This window comes from Geodermatophilus sp. CPCC 205506 (assembly GCF_051383635.1).
Classification (GTDB): domain Bacteria; phylum Actinomycetota; class Actinomycetes; order Mycobacteriales; family Geodermatophilaceae; genus Geodermatophilus.
Window position 1 is genome coordinate 1 of the sequence record NZ_JALPKP010000016.1, and the last position, 19,856, is coordinate 19,856.

Below are 19,856 nucleotides of genomic sequence, written 5' to 3' on the forward strand. Positions count from 1 at the left end.
AAAGGGGTTGTTACTTGGCACTGACTTTCGGCACGCTGTTGAGTTCTCAAGGAGCGGACGCGCTCCAACGCCAGCCTTTTGGGCCTTTGCTCGAGGCGGTGTCTCGACTGTACTCCGCGCTCCGCAGCAGTCAAACCGCGGGGGTTCGACCGGCGGTTGACCAGGCTGGCGGCCCGGTCCGTTCTCGCGCGGTGCAGGGAGAACGATACACGCGCCGGAGGGGGTCGTGCACGGGGGGTCCGGAGGGGCTCCCCCTCCCGTCGACCGCCGGCCGTTTCCGCAGGTCCGCGGCTTGCGCGCGGCGGGGCAAGCGCGGGCCCACCCGACGCGGGGCCCGGGGAGGAGTCCGTCGCGTCGTCAGGCCACGCCCCGCGGCCGGAACTGGACGCTGACCCGCGGCCCGACGGCCTTGGCCGTCATCGGGATGCAGTGCTCCCACGTGCGCTGGCACGAGCCGCCCATCACCACGAGGTCGCCGTGCCCCAGGGGGAAGCGCAGGCTCTCGCCGCCCCCGACGGGACGGAGCACGAGCGGCCGCGGCGAGCCGAAGGAGACGATGGCGACCATCGTGTCGGCGCTCCGCCCGCGGCCGATCCGGTCGCCGTGCCAGGCGACGCTGTCCCGCCCGTCCCGGTAGAGGCACATCCCGGCGCTGACGAACGGCTCTCCGAGCTCGGGGCCGTAGTGACTGTTCAGCGCCGTGCGCGCCTCCGCGAGGAGAGGGTGCGGCAGCGTCTCCTCCGCGCCGTACCACCGGAGCAGCCGGGGGACGGCGACCTCCCGCTCATACATCTGCCGGCGGTCGGCGCGCCAGCCGATGTCCCCGAGCAGCACCTCGAGCACCGCGTCCGAGCCGCTGACCCAGCCCGGCAGGTGATCGACCCAGGCACCACGCGCGAGGTGGTGCCGGGTCACGGCGAGCGGCCCCACGGTGGGCTCCTCGGCGAGGTCCCACATCGACGGCTGGTGCGCGAGCGACATGCCGCGGAGGCTACGCCGGATCGAACAGGTGTACGACCCCTAGGCGGTCAGGGCGAGCGCGAAGGGCAGCACCCGCGAGGCGCCGGCCAGCCGTAGCTCCCGCCCCGCGACGGTCATGGTCCAGCGCGAGTCGGCGAGGTCGTCGACGAGCAGGACCGGCACCGGCCCGAGCGCACGCAGCTGCTCGCGGAGCTCGGGGCCCACCACGATCCGCTGCCACACACCCGCCAGCCGGAAGGCGCTGTTGCCACCGGGCCCGCCGGTCGGGCCCCCGGAGACCAGGGACAGCTCGCCGAGGTAGGGCAGCCGGCCCAGCCCGGCCAGCCCCTGGGCGAGGCCGGTGACCAGCCGGGGCCGGCGCCGCGAGGGGACGGCGACGACCGCGGCCGGCCGCTCGGTCCAGTCCCAGGCGCCCAGCACGCGCGCGCACGCGCGGATCAGTTCGTCGTCGGGCGGGACGTCGGAGATCGACCGCTGCACGGGGACGTCGAACGCGGCGTCCGGGTCCTCCTCGATGCCGGGCGCCTCGTGGTCGAGGGTCACGACGCCGCCCACGCCGTCGTCCCCGAGGAGGGTGCGCAGCCGCTGACCCCAGCCCAGGTCGGTGAGCCGGGCGACGGCGCGGCCCGGGTCGAGCTGCTCGCCGGCGGCGATCTTGCCCTTGACGTCGACGCCGAGCCGGTCGGCGCCGGTGGGCCACTGCGCCCGGGGCGCCAGCTCCACCCCCGGGCGGTCGAGCACCGCCGAGGCCGCCTCGGTCGCGGCGGCGGATACCTGGGTGGCGTACCAGGGACCGGCGCAGACGTCGCAGCGGCCGCACGGCGCGGCGGTCGGGTCGTCGAGGGCCTCCTGGAGGAAGGCCATCCGGCACTGCGCCTCGTCGACCGGCCGCGCGTAGGTGATCATCGCGCGCTGCTCGGCCTCGCGGGTGCGGGTGACCCGGGCGTAGCGGTCGGCGTCGTAGACCCAGGGCCGGCCGGTCGACCGCCAGCCTCCCTGGACCCGCTCCACCGCGCCGTCGACGGCGAGCACCTTGAGCAGCAGCTCCAGCCGGGACCGGCGGACGTCGGCGACCGTCTCCAGCCGCGCGACCGACCAGGCCTTGCCGTCGGCCATCGCGCCCAGCACCGCGGCGGCGTGGTCCTCCCGCGGCATGGACGACGTGGCGAACCACTGCCAGATCGCCAGGTCCTCGGGGCCGGGCAGCAGCAGGACGTCGGCGTGCTCGACGGCGCGGCCGGCGCGACCCACCTGCTGGTAGTAGCTGACCGGCGAGGACGGCGCCCCGAGGTGGACGACGAAGCCCAGGTCGGGCTTGTCGAAGCCCATGCCCAGCGCGGACGTCGCGACGAGGGCCTTGACGTCGTTCGCCCGCAACGCCTCCTCCGCCTCGCGACGGTCGGCGTCGTCCAGCCGGCCGGTGTAGGCCCGGACCTCGTGGCCGGCGTCGCGCAGCAGCGCGGCGGTCTCCTCGGCCGCGGCGACGGTGAGCGTGTAGACGATCCCGCTGCCCGGCAGGTCCTCCAGGTGGGAGGCCAGCCAGGCGAGCCGGGCGCGGTCGGTCGGCAGCCGCAGCACGCCCAGGCGCAGCGAGTCGCGCGCCAGCGGACCGCGCACCGTCGTCACCGACACCCCGCCGGCACCCAACTGCTCGGCGACGTCGGCCACCACGCGCTCGTTCGCCGTCGCCGTCGTGGCCAGCACGGGGGTGCCCGCGGGCAGCGTGCCCAGCAGGTCGCGGATCCGCCGGTAGTCGGGGCGGAAGTCGTGACCCCAGTCGGACACGCAGTGCGCCTCGTCGACCACGAGCAGGCCACAGCGGGCGACCAGCCCGGGCAGCTGCTCCTCCCGGAACCGCGGGTTGGTCAGCCGCTCCGGGGAGACGAGCAGCACGTCGACGTCGTCGGCGGCGAGGCGGGAGGCGACGTCGTCCCACTCCGTCGCGTTGGCGCTGGAGATCTCCACCGCGCGGATGCCGGCCCGCGCGGCCGCCGCCACCTGGTCGCGCATCAGCGCGAGCAGCGGGCTGACCAGCAGGGTCGGGCCCGCGCCGCGGCGGCGCAGCAGCGCCGTGGAGACGAAGTAGACCGCCGACTTGCCCCAGCCGGTGCGCTGCACCACGAGCGCCCGCTCCGAGCGCTCGACCAACGCGGCGACGGCGGCGTCCTGCCCCTCGCGGAACTCGGCGTCGGGCCGGCCGGTCAGCTCGCGGAGGACCTCGAGGGCCTCGGTGGTCAGGGCGGACGGCGGCGCGGCGGTGCTCACGGCTCCCGACAGTAGGCACCCGCGGTGACAGGACCGGCCGCCGCGCGGAACCTGGGGACGGAGGAGGACAATCCACAGACGATGCGACCGCCGGACAACCACGTACACACCAGGTGGTCCTGGGACACCCCCGACTCGGCCACGATGGTGCGCGCCTGCGAGCGGGCCGTCGCCCGGGGCCTGCCCGCCATCGCCTTCACCGAGCACCTCGACTTCACCACGTGGTCACCGGAGGACCGGGCCACCGCCGACGGCCTGGTCGACCGGCACGCCTCACGGCACCTGCCGATCGACGTCGAGGGCTACTTCGCCGAGCTGACCGAGTGCCGGGAGCGCTTCCCGGAGCTGCGGATCTGGTCCGGCGTCGAGACCGGCGAGCCGCACCTGTTCGCCGCGAGCGTCGCCGGCCACCTGCGCGACGCCCCGGTCGACCGGGTGCTGGGGTCGCTGCACTCGCTGAGCCAGGACGGGCGGCTCTACGGCGTCGGCCGCCTCCTCTACCCGGACCCGGACACCACGATGCGGCGCTACCTGGCCGAGGTCGTCGACATGGTGGAGAGCAGCGACGTCTTCGAGGTGCTGGCGCACGTGGACTTCCCGCGCCGGTACTGGCCCGGGGGCAGCGACCGGTACGCGGAGAAGGACTACGAGGAGGAGTACCGGGCGGTGTTCCGCGCGCTGGCCGGCACCGGCCGCGCGCTCGAGGTCAACACGACCAGCCCGCTGGCCTCGGTCGACCAGGTGCGCTGGTTCTACGAGGAGGGCGGCGCCGCGGTCAGCTTCGGCAGCGACGCGCACCAGCCGGCCGTCGTCGGCCAGCACTTCGACCTCGCGGTGGACGTCGTCGAGGCGGCCGGGTTCCGGCCCGGACGCGACTCCTTCGACTTCTGGCGCCGCTGACCGGATTTACTTCAGCGCTGAGGCACTTCCCGGCTAGGGTTCCGGCGTGACCTCCTCCCGCCGCGTCGTGATCGCCCTCGGCGGCAACGCGATGACCGGTCCCGACGGATCGGCGACGCCGGACGCGCAACAGGCGGCGATCGCCGCGGCGTGCGGGCCCATCGCCGAGGTCGTGGCCGCCGGCGTCGAGGTGGTGCTCACCCACGGCAACGGTCCGCAAGTGGGGAACCTGCTGGTCAAGAACGAGCTGGCGGCCCACGAGGTCCCGCCGGTGCCGCTGGACTGGTGCGTGGCGCAGACCCAGGCGACCATCGGATTCACCCTCGCCGACGAGCTCGACGCCGCCCTCGCCGCCCGCGGCCTGGCGCAGCGCACGGCCGGCCTGGTCACCCGGACGCTGGTCGACGCCGGCGACCCGCACTTCCGCGAGCCGTCGAAGCCGGTCGGCCGCTTCCTCCCCCGGGAGAAGGCCGAGACCTTCATCGCGCACGGCCAGATCTGGGAGGACCGCGGCCCCCGCGGCTGGCGGCGCGTGGTCGCCTCGCCCGAGCCGCGGTCGGTCGTCGACGTCCCGGCGATCTCGGCGCTGGCCGGCGCGGGCTTCGTCGTCGCCTGCGCCGGCGGCGGTGGCATCCCGGTGGTGGACGACGGCGGCGGGGCGCTCCGCGGCGTCGAGGCGGTCATCGACAAGGACCTCACCGCGGCGCTGCTGGCCGCCCAGCTGGGCGCGGACACGCTGGTCATCGCCACCGACGTCCCGAACGTGATGATCGACTTCGGCACGCCGTCCGCCCGGCCGCTCGGCGCGGTCACCGCCGCCGAGCTGCGCGAGCACGCCGCGGCCGGTCAGTTCGCCCGCGGCAGCATGGGGCCCAAGGTGGACGCCGCGCTGCGCTTCGTGACCGGCACGGCCCCCGGCCACGACCAGCCCCGGCGCGCCGTCATCACCAGCCTGGAGCACATCTCCGACGCCGTCCGCGGGGACGCCGTCGGCACCGTCCTCACCGCCCAGTGACCCACCCACCCGACGAAAGGGAACGCCGCGATGCCCGCACCGATCGAGGTCCGCAAGGTCCCCCTGCACAACGTCAGTGACGCGTCCGAGCTGGCCAAGCTCATCGACGACGGCGTCATGGAGGCCGACCGGGTCGTCGCGGTCATCGGCAAGACCGAGGGCAACGGCGGGATCAACGACTACACGCGGATCATCGCCGACCGCGCCTTCCGCGAGGTGCTCCTCGAGAAGGGCTCCCGGTCGCTCGACGAGGTCAAGCAGATCCCGATCGTGTGGTCCGGGGGGACGGACGGCGTCATCAGCCCGCACGCCACCGTCTTCGCCACCCTCCCCGAGGACGCCGTCGAGAAGACCGACGAGCCGCGGCTGACCGTCGGCTACGCGATGAGCGACGTCCTGCTGCCCGAGGACATCGGCCGGGTCGCGATGGTCGAGAAGGTCGCCGAGGGCGTGAAGAAGGCGATGGAGGCCGCCGGCATCACCGACCCGGCCGACGTCCACTACGTGCAGACCAAGACGCCGCTGCTGACCATCGACACGATCCGCGACGCCCACGAGCGCGGCCAGACGACCATCCTGGAAGAGCCGCACGGCTCCATGGACATCTCCAACGGCACGACGGCCCTGGGCATCGCGGTGGCCCTCGGCGAGATCGAGATGCCGACGCAGGAGCAGGTCATGCGCGACCTCTCCCTCTACAGCGCCGTCGCCTCCTGCTCCTCGGGCGTCGAGCTGGATCGCGCGCAGATCGTCGTCGTCGGCAACGCCCGTGGGCACGGCGGCACCTACCGCGTGGGCCACTCGGTCATGAAGGACGCCCTCGACCAGGACGGCATCTGGGCGGCCATCCGCGACGCCGGCCTCGAGCTGCCCGAGCGTCCCCACCACACCGACCTCGGCGACCGCCTGGTCAACGTCTTCCTCAAGTGCGAGGCCTCGCCCGACGGCAAGGTGCGCGGGCGGCGCAACGCGATGCTCGACGACTCCGACGTCTCCTGGCACCGCCAGATCAAGGCGACCGTCGGCGGCGTGACCGCGTCGGTGACCGGCGACCCGGCCGTGTTCGTGTCGGTCGCCGCGGTGCACCAGGGCCCGTCGGGCGGCGGCCCGGTGGCCGCGATCGTCAAGGCCTGACCCCGGCACGAACTGCCCGTTGATCATGGGGTTGTTGCCGCCGAACGCGCCGGTACGGGCGTGTCGGTCGGCAGCAACCCCATGATCAACGCGGATTGAGCCGCGGACTGGGCTGCGAGCTGGGCGGACTGGGCAGCGGGCGTCGAGGGGGGTCAGCGGGAGTAGTGCTCGACGACGAGCTGCTCCTCGCACACGACCGGGACCTCGTCGCGGGACGGCGTCCGCTCCACCCTGGCCACCAGGTCGGCCAGCCGGACCTCGAGGTAGGCCGGCGGGGTCGCGTGCGCACCGGCGGCGGCGACGACGAAGGGCTCCAACGTCCGTGACCGCTGGGCGATCTGCACGAAGTCGCCCGGGCGCAGCCGGTAGGAGGGCCGGTCCACGCGCCTGCCGTTGACCAGGACGTGCTGGTGGACGACGAACTGGCGGGCCTGGTAGATCGTCCGCGCGAACCCGGCGCGGAGCACGGTCGCGTCCAGCCGCGACTCGAGGTCCTGGATCAGCGCCTCGCCGGTCTTGCCCCGGCCCGCTTGGCGCGGTCGAAGGCGGCCCGCAGCTGGGTCTCGCTGATGTCGTACTGCGCCCGCAGCCGCTGCTTCTCGAGCAGCCGGGTCTTGTAGTCGCTGGTGCTCCTGCGCTTCCGGCCGTGCTCCCCCGGCGGGTACGGCCGGCGCTCGACGTAGCGGACGGACTTCGGCGTCAGGGGGATGCCGAGCGCGCGGCTGAGCCGGACCTTGGGGCGCGGGGTGTTCACGAGACCTCCTGGTTTGGTTAGGCTCACCTTACTCAGACTCGATCCCCCGACGTCCACCCCGAGGGAAGCCATGACCGCTGGATCACCGTTCCCGTCCCGGGCACTCGCCGCGGGCGCCGCCGAGCGGGCGCGCACCGTCGCGACCCGGCCCGCCGCCTCCGTCCACGCCCTCGGCCTGGGCACCAGCCACCCGCTGGCCGCGACCACGACCGCGGACGGGGAGGTGCTGCTCGTCGTCCCCCGGTCCGGCGGCCTGGCCGGGACGGTGCACGCCGCCCCCGAGGGCGACCTGCCCGCACGGCTGACGGTGACCTGCCGCTCGCCCCTGCCGCTGCGCAACCCGCTGCGGGCACGCCTGGAGCTGGCCGGCTGGCTCACCCCGCTGGCCGCCCGCGACGAGCCCGAGCGGGTGTTGGCGTTCGCCGACGCCAGCCCCGCCGACGTCCTGCTCGACGTCGGGCTGACGGCGACGCTGCTGCGCCTCGACGTCGCCGAGGTGCTGCTGCACGAGGGCGGGGCCTGCACCGAGGTCACGCCGGAGGAGTACGCCGCCGCCCGGCCCGACCCGCTCGGCGCCGCCGAGGGCGACCTGATCGCCGCGCACGCCGGCCCGCTGGGCGAGCTGTGCTCACGGGTGCGGGCGTGGACCGGCGACGACGACGTGCACCTGCTCGGCCTGGACCGGTTCGGCGTCCTCTTCCGGGTGGAGCACCGGCGGGGCTGCTACGACCTGCGGACGCCGTTCCCCGCCCCGCTGTCCGACGCCGGCGGGTTCCCGGCCGCCGTCGAGGGGCTGCTCTCCTGCACCCACTGAGCTCAGCCGGCGGCGCGCACCTCCTCGGCCAGCGCGACCAGCGCCTGCTCGAAGCACTGCTGCGGCGGCTGGACCAGCCCGGCACCGACCTGGCCGGTGCCGGCCACCCGGCCGGCCATGCCGGTGTTGATCTGCGGCAGCCAGCCGGTGCGGGCCACCGCGAGGACGTCGATCCCGGTCGGGGAGCCGCGGAAGCCGAGGATCGGCACCTGCATCGCCGGGTTCTCCGCCAGGGTCAGCTGGTACATGCGCTCGGTGGTGGCCAGGGCGTCGGGCACGGTGCCGCCGACGAAGCGGACGATCGCCGGCGCGGCCGCCATGGTGAACCCACCGACGCCGTAGGTCTCCATGATCGCGGAGTCGCCGATGTCGGGGTTGGCGTCCTCGGGGCCGTAGTCGCCGAGGAAGAGGCCCACCGGGGTGTTGGCGGGGCCGGTGAACCAGCGGTCGCCGGTGCCGGCGGTCTGGATGCCGAACTCCGTCCCGTTGCGGGACATCACGGTCAGCATGGTGGAGCCGGGGATCCCGCGGGCGGAGTCGAGGGCGAGCTTCGCGCTCGGCATGCCGAGGTTGAGGAAGAAGTGCTCGTTGCCGCCGATGAACCGGAGCACCTCGGCGATGTCGGACGACGGCGCGTCGACCGCCACGATCGCCGGTGACAGCTCGCGCAGGGTCATCAGCGAGCCGGCGCGGTTGCGGTTGTGGCCCTCGTCGCCCATCTGCAGCATCTGCGCGAGCACGGCCTTGACGTCCAGCGGCTCGGTCATCGAGCGGACGGCGGACTGCAGCACCGGCCCCAGCACGTCGCGCATCCAGCGCAGCCGGGTGATCACCTCGTCGTTGTAGGCGCCCATCCGCAGCACCTTGCCGAGGCCCTCGTTGAGGTTGCAGAACGCCTGACCGCCGTGGACGGGGTCGTGCAGGCACCACATCCACATCGACGGGCTGGTCACCCCGGCCATCGGGCCCACCGCGCGGTGGTGGTGGCAGGGGTCGAGGGTGATCTCGCCGGCGGCGAGGACGCGCTCCGCCTCCTCGGCGGTGTCGGCCCAGCCCTCGAACAGGCAGGCGCCGATCAGCGCGCCGCGCAGCGGGCCGCTGGCGTCGGCCCAGGCGATGGGCGGCCCGGCGTGCAGCAGCGTGCGGTCGGGGAGGCCGATCACGTCGCGGGCCGGCCGGACGTCGACCAGCTGCGCGCCCGCGGCCATGAGCCGCTCGACCGCGGTGCGGTTGGCGGCGGCCCGGCGCCGGTCGAGGGCCAGCGCGGCGAGGTCGCCCGGGTCGCCGAAGCCCGGCGGGCGCCAGTCGACGTCGTGCACCTCCGCGCCCTGGGCGCGCAGCGCGTCGGAGAAGACGTCGACACCGGCGGCGACGATCGCCGGCGGGGCGGAGAGGAGCTCGGCCAGCGTCATCGTGCTGCTCCCAGCAGGTCGAGGGCGTGCCGCGTGGCCGCGGCGTTGGAGGCGAAGACAGCGGCGCCGGCGCCGGCCAGGGCGTCGGCCTGCCGGCTCCAGCCCTGCGGGTCGGCCTCGGTGCCGACCAGCGCGACCACGACCGGCAGCGGGGTGGCCGACGCCGCGCGGGCCGCGGTCAGGGCCGGGACGAGGGCGGCGGCGGGATCGGCGTCCGCCCCGTGACCGAGGACCACGTCGAGGAGGACGACGGCCGGCTCGTCGGCGGCCGCGACGGCGGCGAGGGCCTCGAGCCGCAGCGTGGGGTCGATCATCGGGTGGGCGCGACCGACGGTCAGCGCGTCGTCGCCGAAGTCGACGACCACGGAACCGGAGGCGGACAGGTCCGTCCCGAGGTCCAGCTCGGGCCGCAGCGGGGTGTTCGAGCGGATGTCGCCGAGCACGGGGGCCGCGAGGAGCATCGCCTCGTCGGCGAGCGTGCCCCCGGAGAACAGCCCCTTGAGGACGGCGCCCGGCGCGGCTGCGGTGCCGTCGCCCGGCCGCGACGGCCACTCCGGCACCGCGGCGCCCATGTCGGCGAGCAGCGCCTCGACCGCGGCGGTGAGGTCCGGGGTCTGCGGCGAGAGGGCCGCCGAGCGCACCGGAACCGACAGCTGTGCGGCGGCGGCCTCGACCGCGGCCGCGACCGACGGCGCCGGCGGCTTGGAGACCAGCAGCACGCGCTCGGTGGCCGGGTCGGCGTCGAGGGCGGCCAGCGCGTCCAGCGTGGCCAGCCCGCCAACGGCCTCCGACAGGTCCCGGCCGCCGACGCCGAGCACGTGGCTGACGCCGACACCGGCCATGTCGAGGAGGCAGGAGACCTGCTGGGCGCCGGTGCCGGAGGCGGCGACCAGGCCGACCGGTCCGCGCGCCACCACGTTGGCGAACCCGAGGGCGACCCCGGAGACGATCGCCGTGCCGCAGTCGGGGCCCATGACGAGGACGCCGGCGTCGTGCGCGGCCCGCTTGAGCGCGACCTCGTCCTCGACCGGCACGCCGTCGGAGAAGACCAGCACGCTGCGGCCGGCGGCGATCGCGTCGGCGGCCTCGGCGACGGCGTACTGCCCGGGAACGCTGACGATGGCCAGGGCCGGGCCCCCGGTCGGCAGCGCGTCCAGGCCGGCCCCGATGGTCCGCGCCGGGATCGCCTCACCGGCGGTGCCCGAGCGCTCGCGGGCGGCGAGCGCGGTGTCGACGGCGGCGACGGCCGCAACCAGGACGTCGTCGTCCGCGGCCCGGATGGCGATGAGCAACTGGTCCGGGGAGGCGGCGCCGTCGGGCGCCAGGCCCATGTTCCGGGCCAGCTCCAGGTTCAGCGGTGTGGCCATCGCGACGAGGACGGCGGAGACCCCGTCGCGGGCGCCGATGTCGCGGCTGACCTGCATCAACTTCACCGAGTCGGCGTAGACACCGCTGCGGAGGGAGACGTGCCGGGCAGCGGCGTCCGAGGGAGGGGCGGTCACGCCTCGACCCTAGCGACAAACTCCCTCAGCGTTGAGAGATCTTGCCCGTAACGATTTAGCGTTGAGGTACTTCCGCAGCCCCCGGGTGCGTGACACATTGGCGCCTCTCTGGTGCCGGACGACGTCCGTCGACCCGGCCCGGCCAGGTCTGTGGTGCACGTCGAGGAGGCACTCATGGCGTTCAGCTGGAAGCTCTACGGGGACGGCAAGACCCCGCCGTTGGGCGAGGCCGTCGCCCCGGACGAGCGCTTGTCGTGGCCGCTCACCATCGGAATCGGCGCGCAACACGTCGTGGCCATGTTCGGCGCGACCTTCGTCTTCCCGCTCGTCATGGGACTGGACGCGAACCTCGCGATCATGATGAGCGGCATCGCGACGATCATCTTCCTGCTGATCGTGAGCGGGAAGGTCCCGAGCTACCTCGGCACCAGCGCCTCGTTCGTGGGCGGGGTGGTCGCCGTCCGGGGCGCGGGTGGTGACTCCAGCGACGTCGTGGGCGCGATCCTCGTGTCGGGCGTGGTCCTGGCGCTCGTGGGTGTGCTCATCCACTTCGCCGGGGTGCGCTTCCTGCACACGATCCTGCCGCCGGCCGTCACCGGCGCCGTGGTGCTGCTGATCGGGTTCAACCTCGCCCCGGTCGTCTCCGGCATCTACTGGCCGCAGGACCAGTGGGTGGCGCTGGCCACGATGGCGTTCGTCGTGGTCGCCTCGCTGCTGCTGCGCGGCTTCTGGGCCCGCATCTCCATCCTCCTGGGCCTGATCTTCGGCTACCTGCTCTCCTGGCTGCTCGACGTGACGGCGGGCCCGATCACCTCCGTGCTCGGTGGCGCGACCGAGGCGACCACCCACGACCGGGTGAGCCTCGGCGGGGTGGCCGACGCCCCGTGGATCGGGCTGCCCGACTTCACGGCGCCGAGCTTCTCGCTCAACTTCTCCCTCCTCGTCCTGCCCGCCGTCATCGCGCTGGTCGCCGAGAACACCGGGCACGTCAAGGCGGTCGCGGCGATGACCAAGCGCGACCTCGACCCGGTCATGGGCCGGGCGATCGCCGCCGACGGCGTCGGCACCGTGGTGGCCACCGCGGTCGGCGGGTCCCCCACGACGACCTACGCCGAGAACATCGGCGTCATGGCCGCCACCCGCGTCTACTCGACGGCGGCCTACTACGTGGCCGCGATCGTCGCGATCCTGCTCGGTCTCTGCCCCAAGTTCGGCGCGCTCATCAACGCCACCCCGGGTGGCGTGCTCGGCGGCATCACGGTGGTCCTGTACGGGATGATCGGCCTGCTCGGCGTCAAGATCTGGAAGGAGAACCGGGTCGACTTCGCCAACCCGATCAACCTGGTTCCCCTGTCGGCCGGGATCATCATCGCCATCGGGAACGTCACGCTGGTGTTCAGCGAGAACTTCTCGCTCGGCGGGATCGCACTCGGCTCGATCGTCGCCGTCCTCGGGTGGCACGTCGCCCGGGCCCTGGCCCCCGCGGAGATGCGGGAGGCACTGACCCGCGAGGGGCTGCACCCTGCCGCCGCCTCGACCTTCGGGCACGTGCACGGTGACGAGATCAGCCCCGACCCGTCGTCGGTCGACGAGGTCGGCCGGCCCGGCGTCCCCCACTCCCGCACCCCGGGGAAGGGCAAGCTGGACAAGTGAAGCCCGCCCCCTTCCGCTACGCCGACCCCGGCTCCGTGGCCGAGGCCCTCGAGGTCCTCGCCACGGAGGAGGGCGCCAAGGTCCTCGCCGGTGGCCAGTCGCTGCTCCCGCTGCTCTCCATGCGGCTCGCGGCGCCGGCCACGCTCGTGGACATCAACCGGGTGCCCGGCCTCGACACCGTCGAGGCCACCGGGGACGGCGTGCGGGTGGGAGCCCTGGTGCGGCACGCGACACTCCTCGACGACGGCGCCGCCGCCCGGGTCCAGCCGCTGCTGGCCCGGGCGACGGCGAACGTCGCCCACCCCGCGATCCGCAACCGCGGGACGACGGTCGGCTCGATCGCGCACGCCGACCCCTCCGGCGAGATGACCTCCGTCCTCGCCCTCACCGACGGCTCCGTCACCGTGGCCACGCCCGGCGGCGTCGAGACGATCCCCTGGCGCGACCTGTTCGTCGGGCCGCTGGAGACCTCGATCTCCGGCCCCGCGGTCGTCACCTCCGCCTTCTTCCCCGCGCTCCCGCCGCGCGCGGGCACCGCCTTCGCCGAGGTCGCCCGCCGCAGGGGCGACTACGCGGTCTGCGGCGCCGGCGTCGTCGTCACGCTGGACGAGGACCGCCGCGTGTCCGCCGCCCGCGCCGCCTACATCTCCGTCGGGCTGGTGCCCGAGGTGCACGACCTCACCGAGGCCGTCGCCGGGCAGCCGGTCGCCGGCGCCGACTGGGCCGGCGCCGGCGCGCTCGCCCGCAGCCTGGTCGACCCGGACGGCGACCTGCACGCCAGCGCGGACTACCGCCGCCTGCTCGTCGGCGTGCTGACCGAACGAACGCTGGCGTCGGCAGCCGCCGAGGCCGCCGAGAGGACCGCCGCGTGACCGTTCCCGTCGACACCGAGCGGACCATCACCGTCACCGTGAACGGTGTTCCACGTGAAGCCACCGTCCCGGTGCGCCGGCTGCTCTCGGACGCGCTGCGCCACGACCTGGGGCTGACCGGCACCCACGTGGGCTGCGAGCACGGCGTCTGCGGCGCCTGCACGGTGCTGGTGGACGGCGCCGCGGTGCGCTCCTGCCTGCTGCTCGCCGTCCAGGTCGACGGCGCGACGGTGCAGACCGTCGAGGGCCTCGCGGGCGCCGACGGCGCGCTGCACCCGGTGCAGGAGGCGTTCCGCGAGTGCCACGCCCTGCAGTGCGGGTTCTGCACGCCGGGGTTCCTCATGACGATCAAGGCCGGGCTGGAGCAGCGCGACGCGGCCGCCGAGCTCACCGAGGAGGAGGTCGACGAGATCGTCGGCGGCAACCTCTGCCGGTGCACCGGCTACGCGAACATCAAGAAGGCCGTCCGCCACGCCGCCACCGCGATGAAGGACGCCCGGTGACGTCGCCCGCGCGAGGCATAGGAAGCTTTGCCCGCGTATCGAGCGCCGCGACGTGGGAATCGCTTCCTATGCCTCGAGGGGGACGGCGGTGACGACGAAGCTGTTCGGCGAGCCGGTCCGCCGGCGGGAGGACGCCCGGCTGATCACCGGCCGCGGCCGCTACCTCGACGACATCGGGCACACCGCGCTGGCCGCCGCCTTCGTGCGCAGCCCGCACGCGCACGCCCGCATCGTCGACATCGACGTCGAGCCGGCGCTGGACGTGGAGGGCCTGGTCGCCATCTACACCTACGAGGACCTCACCGGCCCGCTCGCCGAGCCGCTGCCGGTCCTCATCCCGCACCCGCAGCTGCACTCGCCGCGCACCGGCTACCCGCTGGCCACCGGCGAGGTGAACCACGTCGGCGAGCCGATCGTCATGGTCGTGGCCACCGACCGGTACCTCGCCGAGGACGCCGCCGAGCGGATCGCCGTCACGTACGAGGAGCTGCCGGTCGTGGTCGGCGTGGACGCCGCCCGCGCGGCCGAGCACGCCGTGCACGAGGAGATCCCGGACAACATCGCGGCCCGGCACCACCAGGAGACCGGGGACGTCGACCCGGCGCTGGCGGCCAGCCCGCACACGCTGTCCTTCACCCAGTACATCGAGCGCAGCGCCTGCATGCCGATGGAGGGCAAGGGCGTGCACGCGCGGTGGGACGCCGACGACCGGTCGCTGCGCGTCTACACCAGCACCCAGGCCTCGACGTCTGTCCGCGCGGCGATCGCGGCGAAGCTCGAGCTCTCGCTGGACAAGGTCGAGGTCATCGCGCCGGACGTCGGCGGCGGCTTCGGCGTGAAGATCGTGCACCCGTGGCCCGAGGAGCTGCTGGTGCCGATGGCCGCGATCGCGCTGCGGGCCGAGGTGAAGTGGGCCGAGGACCGCCGCGAGCACTTCATCTCCAGCGCCCACGAGCGGCAGCAGCGGCAGGAGATCACCGTCGGGTACGACGACGACGGGCGGATCACCGCGCTCGACGTCCACATCTGGCACGACAACGGCGCGTACACGCCCTACGGCATCATCGTGCCGATCGTGACGGCGACCCAGCTGGTGGGCCCGTACGCCCTCCCGGTGTACCGGGTGATCGTGGAGAGCGTCTTCACCAACACCGTCATCGTGACGCCGTACCGCGGCGCCGGGCGGCCGCAGGGCTGCTTCGCGATGGAGCGGACGATGGACCGCATCGCCGACGCGCTCGGCCTGGACCGGGCCGTGGTCCGGGAGCGGAACCTCATCCAGCCCGACCAGTTCCCCTACGACCACCGGCTGACCTTCCAGGACGGCCGGCCGGTCATCTACGACTCCGGCGACTACCCCGGCCTGCTGGCCAAGCTGCGGAAGCTGGTCGGCTGGGAGGAGGCGGAGTCGCTCCGGGCGGACGCCGAGGCCCGCGGGAAGCTGCTCGGCGTCGGGATGGCGCTCTACGTCGAGGGCACCGGCCCCGGCCCCTACGAGGGCGGGCACGTGCAGGTGCTCGGCAGCGGCAAGGTGCTGGTGTCGACCGGGCTGACCTCGCAGGGCCAGGGGCACGAGACGGTGTTCGCGCAGATCGTCGCCTCCGAGCTCGGGGTGCCGATCGAGGACGTCGAGGTCACCACCGGCGACACCCGGCGGTTCGGCTACGCCGTCGGCACCTTCGCCTCGCGCGCGGCGGTGATGAGCGGCAACGCGATCGCCCTGGCCGCGCGTGGCGTGCGGGAGAAGGCGCTGCGGATCGCCGCCGACGTCCTGGAGGCCGACCCGGGCGACCTGGAGATCGAGGAGGGCGTCGTCCAGGTGAAGGGGACGCCGGGCACCGCGATCCCGCTGCGCACCGTCGCCGTCCTGTCCAACCCCCTGCGGTACGCCTTCGACGAGGCCGCCAAGCAGGCCACCCAGTTCGCCGGTCCCGCGGACGACTCCAAGCCCCCGGTGGCGGTCGGCGACGCGCCCGGCCTGGAGCACCGCGACTACTACTCGCCGATCCGTTCGACCTTCGCCTCCGGCGCGCACGCGGCGATCGTGGAGATCGACCCGGCGACGTGGGAGATCGACGTCGTCAAGTACGCCGTCGTCCACGACTGCGGGAACATCGTCAACCCGATGATCGTCGAGGGGCAGGTGCAGGGCGGCGTCGCGCAGGGCGTGGGCGGCGCGCTGTACGAGCGGATGGCCTACGACGCCGACGGCCAGCTGCAGAACGCCTCGTTCATGGACTTCCTCATGCCCTACGCCAGCGAGGTCCCCGACGTGGTCATCGACCACCAGGAGACCCCGTCGCCGCTGAACCCGCTGGGGCTCAAGGGCGCCGGCGAGGCCGGCGTCATCCCCGGGACGGCGGCGATCGCCTCGGCCATCGAGGACGCCACCGGACGGCGGATCGCGGCGATGCCGATCTCCCCCACCCAGCTCTACGACCTGATGCGATCCCCCGATTCGGAGAAGACCGCTGCGGCCGCGCGCCGGGCGGGGACAGGAGTTGACGCGTGAACCTCGACGGCTCTGCGCTGCTGCACGCTGCGCCGGAGGAGGTGTGGCGGGTCATCACCGACCCGGCCGTGCTGGCGCGCACGATCCCGGGTTGCGAGTCGCTGGAGATGGTCGGCCCGGACGAGTACAAGATGAACGTCTCGGTGGGCGTGGGCGCGATCCGCGGGACCTACGCCGGCGAGGTGCGGCTGACCGACCAGAACCGGCCGAAGTCCTACGTCATGCACGCGTCGGGCGCCGGTGCCCCGGGGAACGCGCGGGCGACGGTGACGATCGAGCTGGAGCCGGCCGACGCCGGGACGACGACGCTCAGCTACTCGGCCGACGCGGTCATCGGCGGCCCGGTCGCGGGCGTGGGCCAGCGGATGATCACCGGCGTCGCCAAGCGGATGGCCGGGCAGTTCTTCACGGCCATCGACGACGAGCTGACCGGTGTCGTGGCTCCGGTGCCGGCCGCGGTCTCGGCTGGGGCTGGGGCTGGGGCTGGGGCTGGGGCTGCGGCTGGGGCTGAGGCGCGCCCGTCGGCGGCCGCGGTGAGCGACACCGCGGCGCCGGCCCCGCAGGTGTTCGCCGGCCGGGCGGCTGCTCCGTCGACCGCGCCGTCCGACGTCCGGACGCTGGCCGTCGGGGCCCTGGGCGGCGCCGGGCTGACCCTGCTCGGCGTCCTCGTCGGCTGGCTCCTGGGCCGCCGCCGGGGCTGACACCGGTCGCCGTCGTGTGCACGTGACGTCCTCTCGGGAGGTGGGAGTCCGCGGTACGTGCACACGTCGTCAGGGGCTCTCGACGTGCAGCGGGATGCCGGTCTCGCGCTCGGAGACCTGCCACAGGACGTCGATCTGCTCCTGCTGGTGACGTCGGCGCACGATCGGCCGCCGCACCGCCGGGCCGTGCGAGCCGAACCGCGGCGCGTACAGCTCCCCGCCCTTCGCCCGAGGGTCCGTAGCCGCCCGGAGTTGAGGCCGGGCGCCCTCGACCGGGGTCATCCCCGACCGGGCGGTCATCACCTCGAAGAACGCCCCCAGCGGACCGGCGCCGCCCTCGCGCACCGATCGCGCCTGCAGGTCGGTGTTCGACAGGCCCGGGTGCGCGAGCAGGCTCGCCGCGGCCACGCCGGCCGAGGCGAACCGCTGCTGCAGTCCCAGGCCGAAGTGCAGGTTGGCCATCTTCGACCGCGCGTACGAGCTCCACGGCCCGTAGTCGCGCCGCAGGTGCGGATCGGCCGGGTCCAGCCGCCGGGCCCGGTGCCGGGCCGTGCTCGTGACCGTCACGACCCGCGCGGCCGGCGCCCGCAGCAGCGCCGGCAGCAGGTGCGCGGTCAGCGCCCAGTGCCCCAGGTGGTTGACGCCCAGCTGCACCTCGAACCCGTCGGCCGTCGTCCGCTGCGGCATCGCCATCACCCCGGCGTTGTTGACCAGCAGGTCGACGCGCTCGTGTCCGGCCAGCACCGTGTCCGCTGCCGTCTTCACCGCGGACAGGTCGCCGAGGTCGAGCGGCACCACCTCGAGCGACGCCGCCGGGTGGCGCTCGGTGATCCGCGCGACCGCGGCCGCCGTCTTCGCGGGGTCCCGCGCCGCGAGCACCACGTGCGCCCCCGCTCCGGCCAGCGCGAGCGCCGTCTGGAAGCCCAGACCGCCGTTCGCGCCGGTCACCACCGCCGTCCGCCCGCGCAGGTCCGGGATGTCCTTCTCGGTCCAGGCCACCCACCCATCTCCGCACGCGGAGCCCGGTCACGCGACGGCGGACCGCATCCGCCCCTCGGCGCGCAGCTGCACCGCCGTCAGGACCTCCCAGCGGATCGCCGAGCTGCCCGGCCGGACGACGCGCCAGTACCGGTCGAACCGGCGCCGCGTTCCCGGATCGGTCGCCAGCACCCGCGTCTCCGAGCTCAGCTCGGTGCCGTTCCGGACCGGCGTCAGCCGGAAGTCCATGACGGCCTTCACCCAGCCCGGCCGCATCCAGCGGTACAACCCCTCGGCGTCCAGCGACGGCGGCTGCTCCCCGCCGCTCAGCCGCCAGGCCTGCAGCACCCCGCCGAACACCACCGACTCCGGCGCCGACGACGCCAGCAGCGGCACCGGGAGGGCGTCGAGGAAGGGCCGGTCGTGCAGCCGCCCGAACCCGCCACCCGACAGCAGCACCGGGAGGAGGCGGACGGCACTGAGCGCGACGGTCACCGGCAGGCCGCTGAGCCGCACCTCGTGGAGGGCGTCCCACACGACGCCCGGCGGGGCCGAGATCCACTGCGACTGCCGGGTGACGTGGTGGCTGTTCGGCAGCAGGTCGTCGAGGTGCACCCCCGCTGTCTATCCGGCGCGGCCGTCCCGCACGCCGCCCGGAGGGCAGAAATGGCCACTTCTGCCCTACGCGGTCAGCCGGCCTTGAGCGTCGGGTAGTCGGTGTAGCCCTCGGCGCCCGGCGCGTAGAACAGGTGCGGCTTCAGCTCGTTCTCCGGGTGCTCGCCGGCCCAGCGCTCGACGAGGTCCGGGTTGGCGAGAACGGCCCGGCCGACGGCGACGGCCTCGGCGTGCGCGGCCTCGATGAGCCGTACCGCCTCCTCGCGGGTGGTGACCGTGCCGAAGCCGCTGTTGGCGATGAGCGGGCCACCGAAGCGCCGCCGCAGCTCCTGCACCAGGTCCCCCGCCGGCTCGCGGTGCAGCACGCTCAGGTAGGCCAGGCCCAGCGGGCGCAACTGGTCGAGCAGCGCGCCGTAGGTGGCGAGGACGTCGGCGCGGTCGGTCTCGAGGGCGCCCTGGATGTCGTGCTCCGGCGAGATGCGCAGGCCCACGCGACCGGCGCCGATCGCCGCGGCCACCGCCGTCACCACCTGGACGACGAAGCGCGCCCGGTTCGCGGGGTTGCCGCCGTACTCGTCGGTGCGCTGGTTGGACGACGGGGCGAGGAACTCGTGCAGCAGGTAGCCGTTGGCGCCGTGGATCTCCACGCCGTCCAGGCCGGCCTCGACCGCGCGACGGGAGGCCGCGACGAAGTCGGCCACCACCCCGCGGGCCTCCTCGACGGTCAGCGCGTGCGGCACCGGATAGGCCTGCTTGCCGCGCGACGTGTGGCCCTCGCCGTCGATGGCGAGGGCGCTGGGGGCGACGACGCGGCGTCCGCCGTTGACGTCGGGGTGGGTGACCCGGCCGCCGTGCATCACCTGCATGACGACGCGGCCGCCCCGGGCGTGCACGGCCTCGGCGACGCGGCGCCAGCCCTCGACCTGCTCGTCGGTGACGATGCCCGGCTGGCCGACGAAGGCCTGGGACTCGTGGTTGGGGTAGGTGCCCTCGGTGATGATCAGCCCGACGCCGGCGCGCTGCCGGTAGTGCTCGGCGACGAGGTCGCCGGGGACGCCGGACGCGCCGGAGCGCATGCGGGTGAGGGGGGCCATCACGACGCGGTTGGCGAGCTCGAGGTCGCCGAGGGTCACGGGGGAGAACAGGTCCACGCCAGGACCAAGGCGGCCCGCGGCGGCCCCATTCCGGAACGCGACCGTCATCACGCTCGGGCGTTCCTGCAGGAGCCAGGGCCCTCCCGACCTC

The 19,856-nt window shown here is 74.3% G+C and carries 18 protein-coding genes; 9 read left to right on the plus strand and 9 right to left on the minus strand.

Annotated features, from left to right (window positions below; translation table 11 throughout):
- Positions 1–357: 357 nt before the first annotated feature.
- Entirely contained in the window at positions 358–981 is a 624-nt protein-coding gene (locus MY520_RS11020; RefSeq protein WP_436692136.1) for an alpha-ketoglutarate-dependent dioxygenase AlkB, read from the minus strand.
- Between the two features lie 39 nt (positions 982–1,020).
- Positions 1,021–3,246 carry a RecQ family ATP-dependent DNA helicase gene (locus MY520_RS11025; protein ID WP_436692137.1) on the minus strand — a complete coding sequence of 742 codons (2,226 nt, stop codon included), beginning with the start codon at positions 3,244–3,246 and terminating at the stop codon, positions 1,021–1,023.
- A 24-nt stretch (positions 3,247–3,270) separates the two neighbouring features.
- Between MY520_RS11025 and MY520_RS11030 the strand changes: the two genes are divergently transcribed.
- Genes MY520_RS11030 through MY520_RS11040 form a run of 3 tightly spaced genes read left to right on the plus strand, consistent with a single transcriptional unit; the run spans position 3,271 to position 6,295 of the window.
- Complete coding sequence (locus MY520_RS11030) at positions 3,271–4,146, plus strand: PHP domain-containing protein (RefSeq protein ID WP_436692138.1); 876 nt, start codon at positions 3,271–3,273, stop codon at positions 4,144–4,146.
- Positions 4,147–4,192: 46 nt separating this feature from the next.
- Complete coding sequence (locus MY520_RS11035) at positions 4,193–5,161, plus strand: carbamate kinase (protein ID WP_436692139.1); 969 nt, start codon at positions 4,193–4,195, stop codon at positions 5,159–5,161.
- 30 nt (positions 5,162–5,191) lie between these two features.
- Positions 5,192–6,295, plus strand: coding sequence for a ring-opening amidohydrolase (locus MY520_RS11040; RefSeq protein ID WP_436692140.1), 1,104 nt, complete (start codon positions 5,192–5,194; stop codon positions 6,293–6,295).
- Between the two features lie 152 nt (positions 6,296–6,447).
- Here the strand turns inward: MY520_RS11040 and MY520_RS11045 are convergent, their stop codons facing one another.
- On the minus strand, positions 6,448–6,762 hold the full coding sequence (locus tag MY520_RS11045; RefSeq protein WP_436692141.1) for a S4 domain-containing protein: 315 nt from the start codon (positions 6,760–6,762) through the stop codon (positions 6,448–6,450).
- A 32-nt stretch (positions 6,763–6,794) separates the two neighbouring features.
- On the minus strand, positions 6,795–7,049 hold the full coding sequence (locus MY520_RS11050) for a hypothetical protein (protein WP_436692142.1): 255 nt from the start codon (positions 7,047–7,049) through the stop codon (positions 6,795–6,797).
- 70 nt (positions 7,050–7,119) lie between these two features.
- Here MY520_RS11050 and MY520_RS11055 point away from each other — a divergent pair, with 70 nt between their 5' ends.
- Positions 7,120–7,863 carry a DUF2470 domain-containing protein gene (locus MY520_RS11055; protein ID WP_436692143.1) on the plus strand — a complete coding sequence of 248 codons (744 nt, stop codon included), beginning with the start codon at positions 7,120–7,122 and terminating at the stop codon, positions 7,861–7,863.
- Between the two features lie 2 nt (positions 7,864–7,865).
- Here MY520_RS11055 and MY520_RS11060 read toward each other — a convergent pair whose 3' ends face one another.
- Complete coding sequence (locus MY520_RS11060; protein WP_436692144.1) at positions 7,866–9,275, minus strand: DUF1116 domain-containing protein; 1,410 nt, start codon at positions 9,273–9,275, stop codon at positions 7,866–7,868.
- Entirely contained in the window at positions 9,272–10,777 is a 1,506-nt protein-coding gene (locus tag MY520_RS11065; RefSeq protein WP_436692145.1) for an FdrA family protein, read from the minus strand. Before MY520_RS11065 ends, MY520_RS11060 begins: the two co-directional genes overlap by 4 nt.
- A gap of 174 nt (positions 10,778–10,951) precedes the next feature.
- On the opposite strand from MY520_RS11065, the gene MY520_RS11070 reads away from it, so the two are divergent.
- The 5 genes from MY520_RS11070 to MY520_RS11090 all read left to right on the plus strand — a co-directional run bounded on the left by MY520_RS11070 (position 10,952) and on the right by MY520_RS11090 (position 17,018).
- Positions 10,952–12,430, plus strand: a complete 1,479-nt coding sequence (locus tag MY520_RS11070; RefSeq protein ID WP_436692146.1) for a uracil-xanthine permease family protein — start codon at positions 10,952–10,954, stop codon at positions 12,428–12,430.
- Positions 12,427–13,302, plus strand: coding sequence for an FAD binding domain-containing protein (locus tag MY520_RS11075; protein ID WP_436692147.1), 876 nt, complete (start codon positions 12,427–12,429; stop codon positions 13,300–13,302). Before MY520_RS11070 ends, MY520_RS11075 begins: the two co-directional genes overlap by 4 nt.
- Positions 13,299–13,805: a (2Fe-2S)-binding protein gene (locus tag MY520_RS11080; protein ID WP_436692148.1), complete on the plus strand. Its 507-nt coding sequence runs from the start codon at positions 13,299–13,301 to the stop codon at positions 13,803–13,805. Before MY520_RS11075 ends, MY520_RS11080 begins: the two co-directional genes overlap by 4 nt.
- Before the next feature lie 88 nt (positions 13,806–13,893).
- Positions 13,894–16,317 (plus strand): aerobic carbon-monoxide dehydrogenase large subunit, encoded by a 2,424-nt coding sequence (gene cutA, locus MY520_RS11085; protein ID WP_436692149.1) that lies wholly within the window; start codon positions 13,894–13,896, stop codon positions 16,315–16,317.
- Complete coding sequence (locus MY520_RS11090) at positions 16,314–17,018, plus strand: SRPBCC family protein (protein ID WP_436692150.1); 705 nt, start codon at positions 16,314–16,316, stop codon at positions 17,016–17,018. The genes cutA and MY520_RS11090 overlap by 4 nt, the downstream gene beginning before the upstream one ends.
- Before the next feature lie 69 nt (positions 17,019–17,087).
- Here the strand turns inward: MY520_RS11090 and MY520_RS11095 are convergent, their stop codons facing one another.
- From MY520_RS11095 to MY520_RS11105, 3 genes are all read right to left on the minus strand, one after another.
- Positions 17,088–18,017: an oxidoreductase gene (locus MY520_RS11095; protein ID WP_436692151.1), complete on the minus strand. Its 930-nt coding sequence runs from the start codon at positions 18,015–18,017 to the stop codon at positions 17,088–17,090.
- Between the two features lie 27 nt (positions 18,018–18,044).
- Complete coding sequence (locus tag MY520_RS11100) at positions 18,045–18,611, minus strand: hypothetical protein (protein ID WP_436692152.1); 567 nt, start codon at positions 18,609–18,611, stop codon at positions 18,045–18,047.
- Between the two features lie 74 nt (positions 18,612–18,685).
- Complete coding sequence (locus MY520_RS11105) at positions 18,686–19,762, minus strand: alkene reductase (RefSeq protein WP_436692153.1); 1,077 nt, start codon at positions 19,760–19,762, stop codon at positions 18,686–18,688.
- Positions 19,763–19,856: the final 94 nt, after the last annotated feature.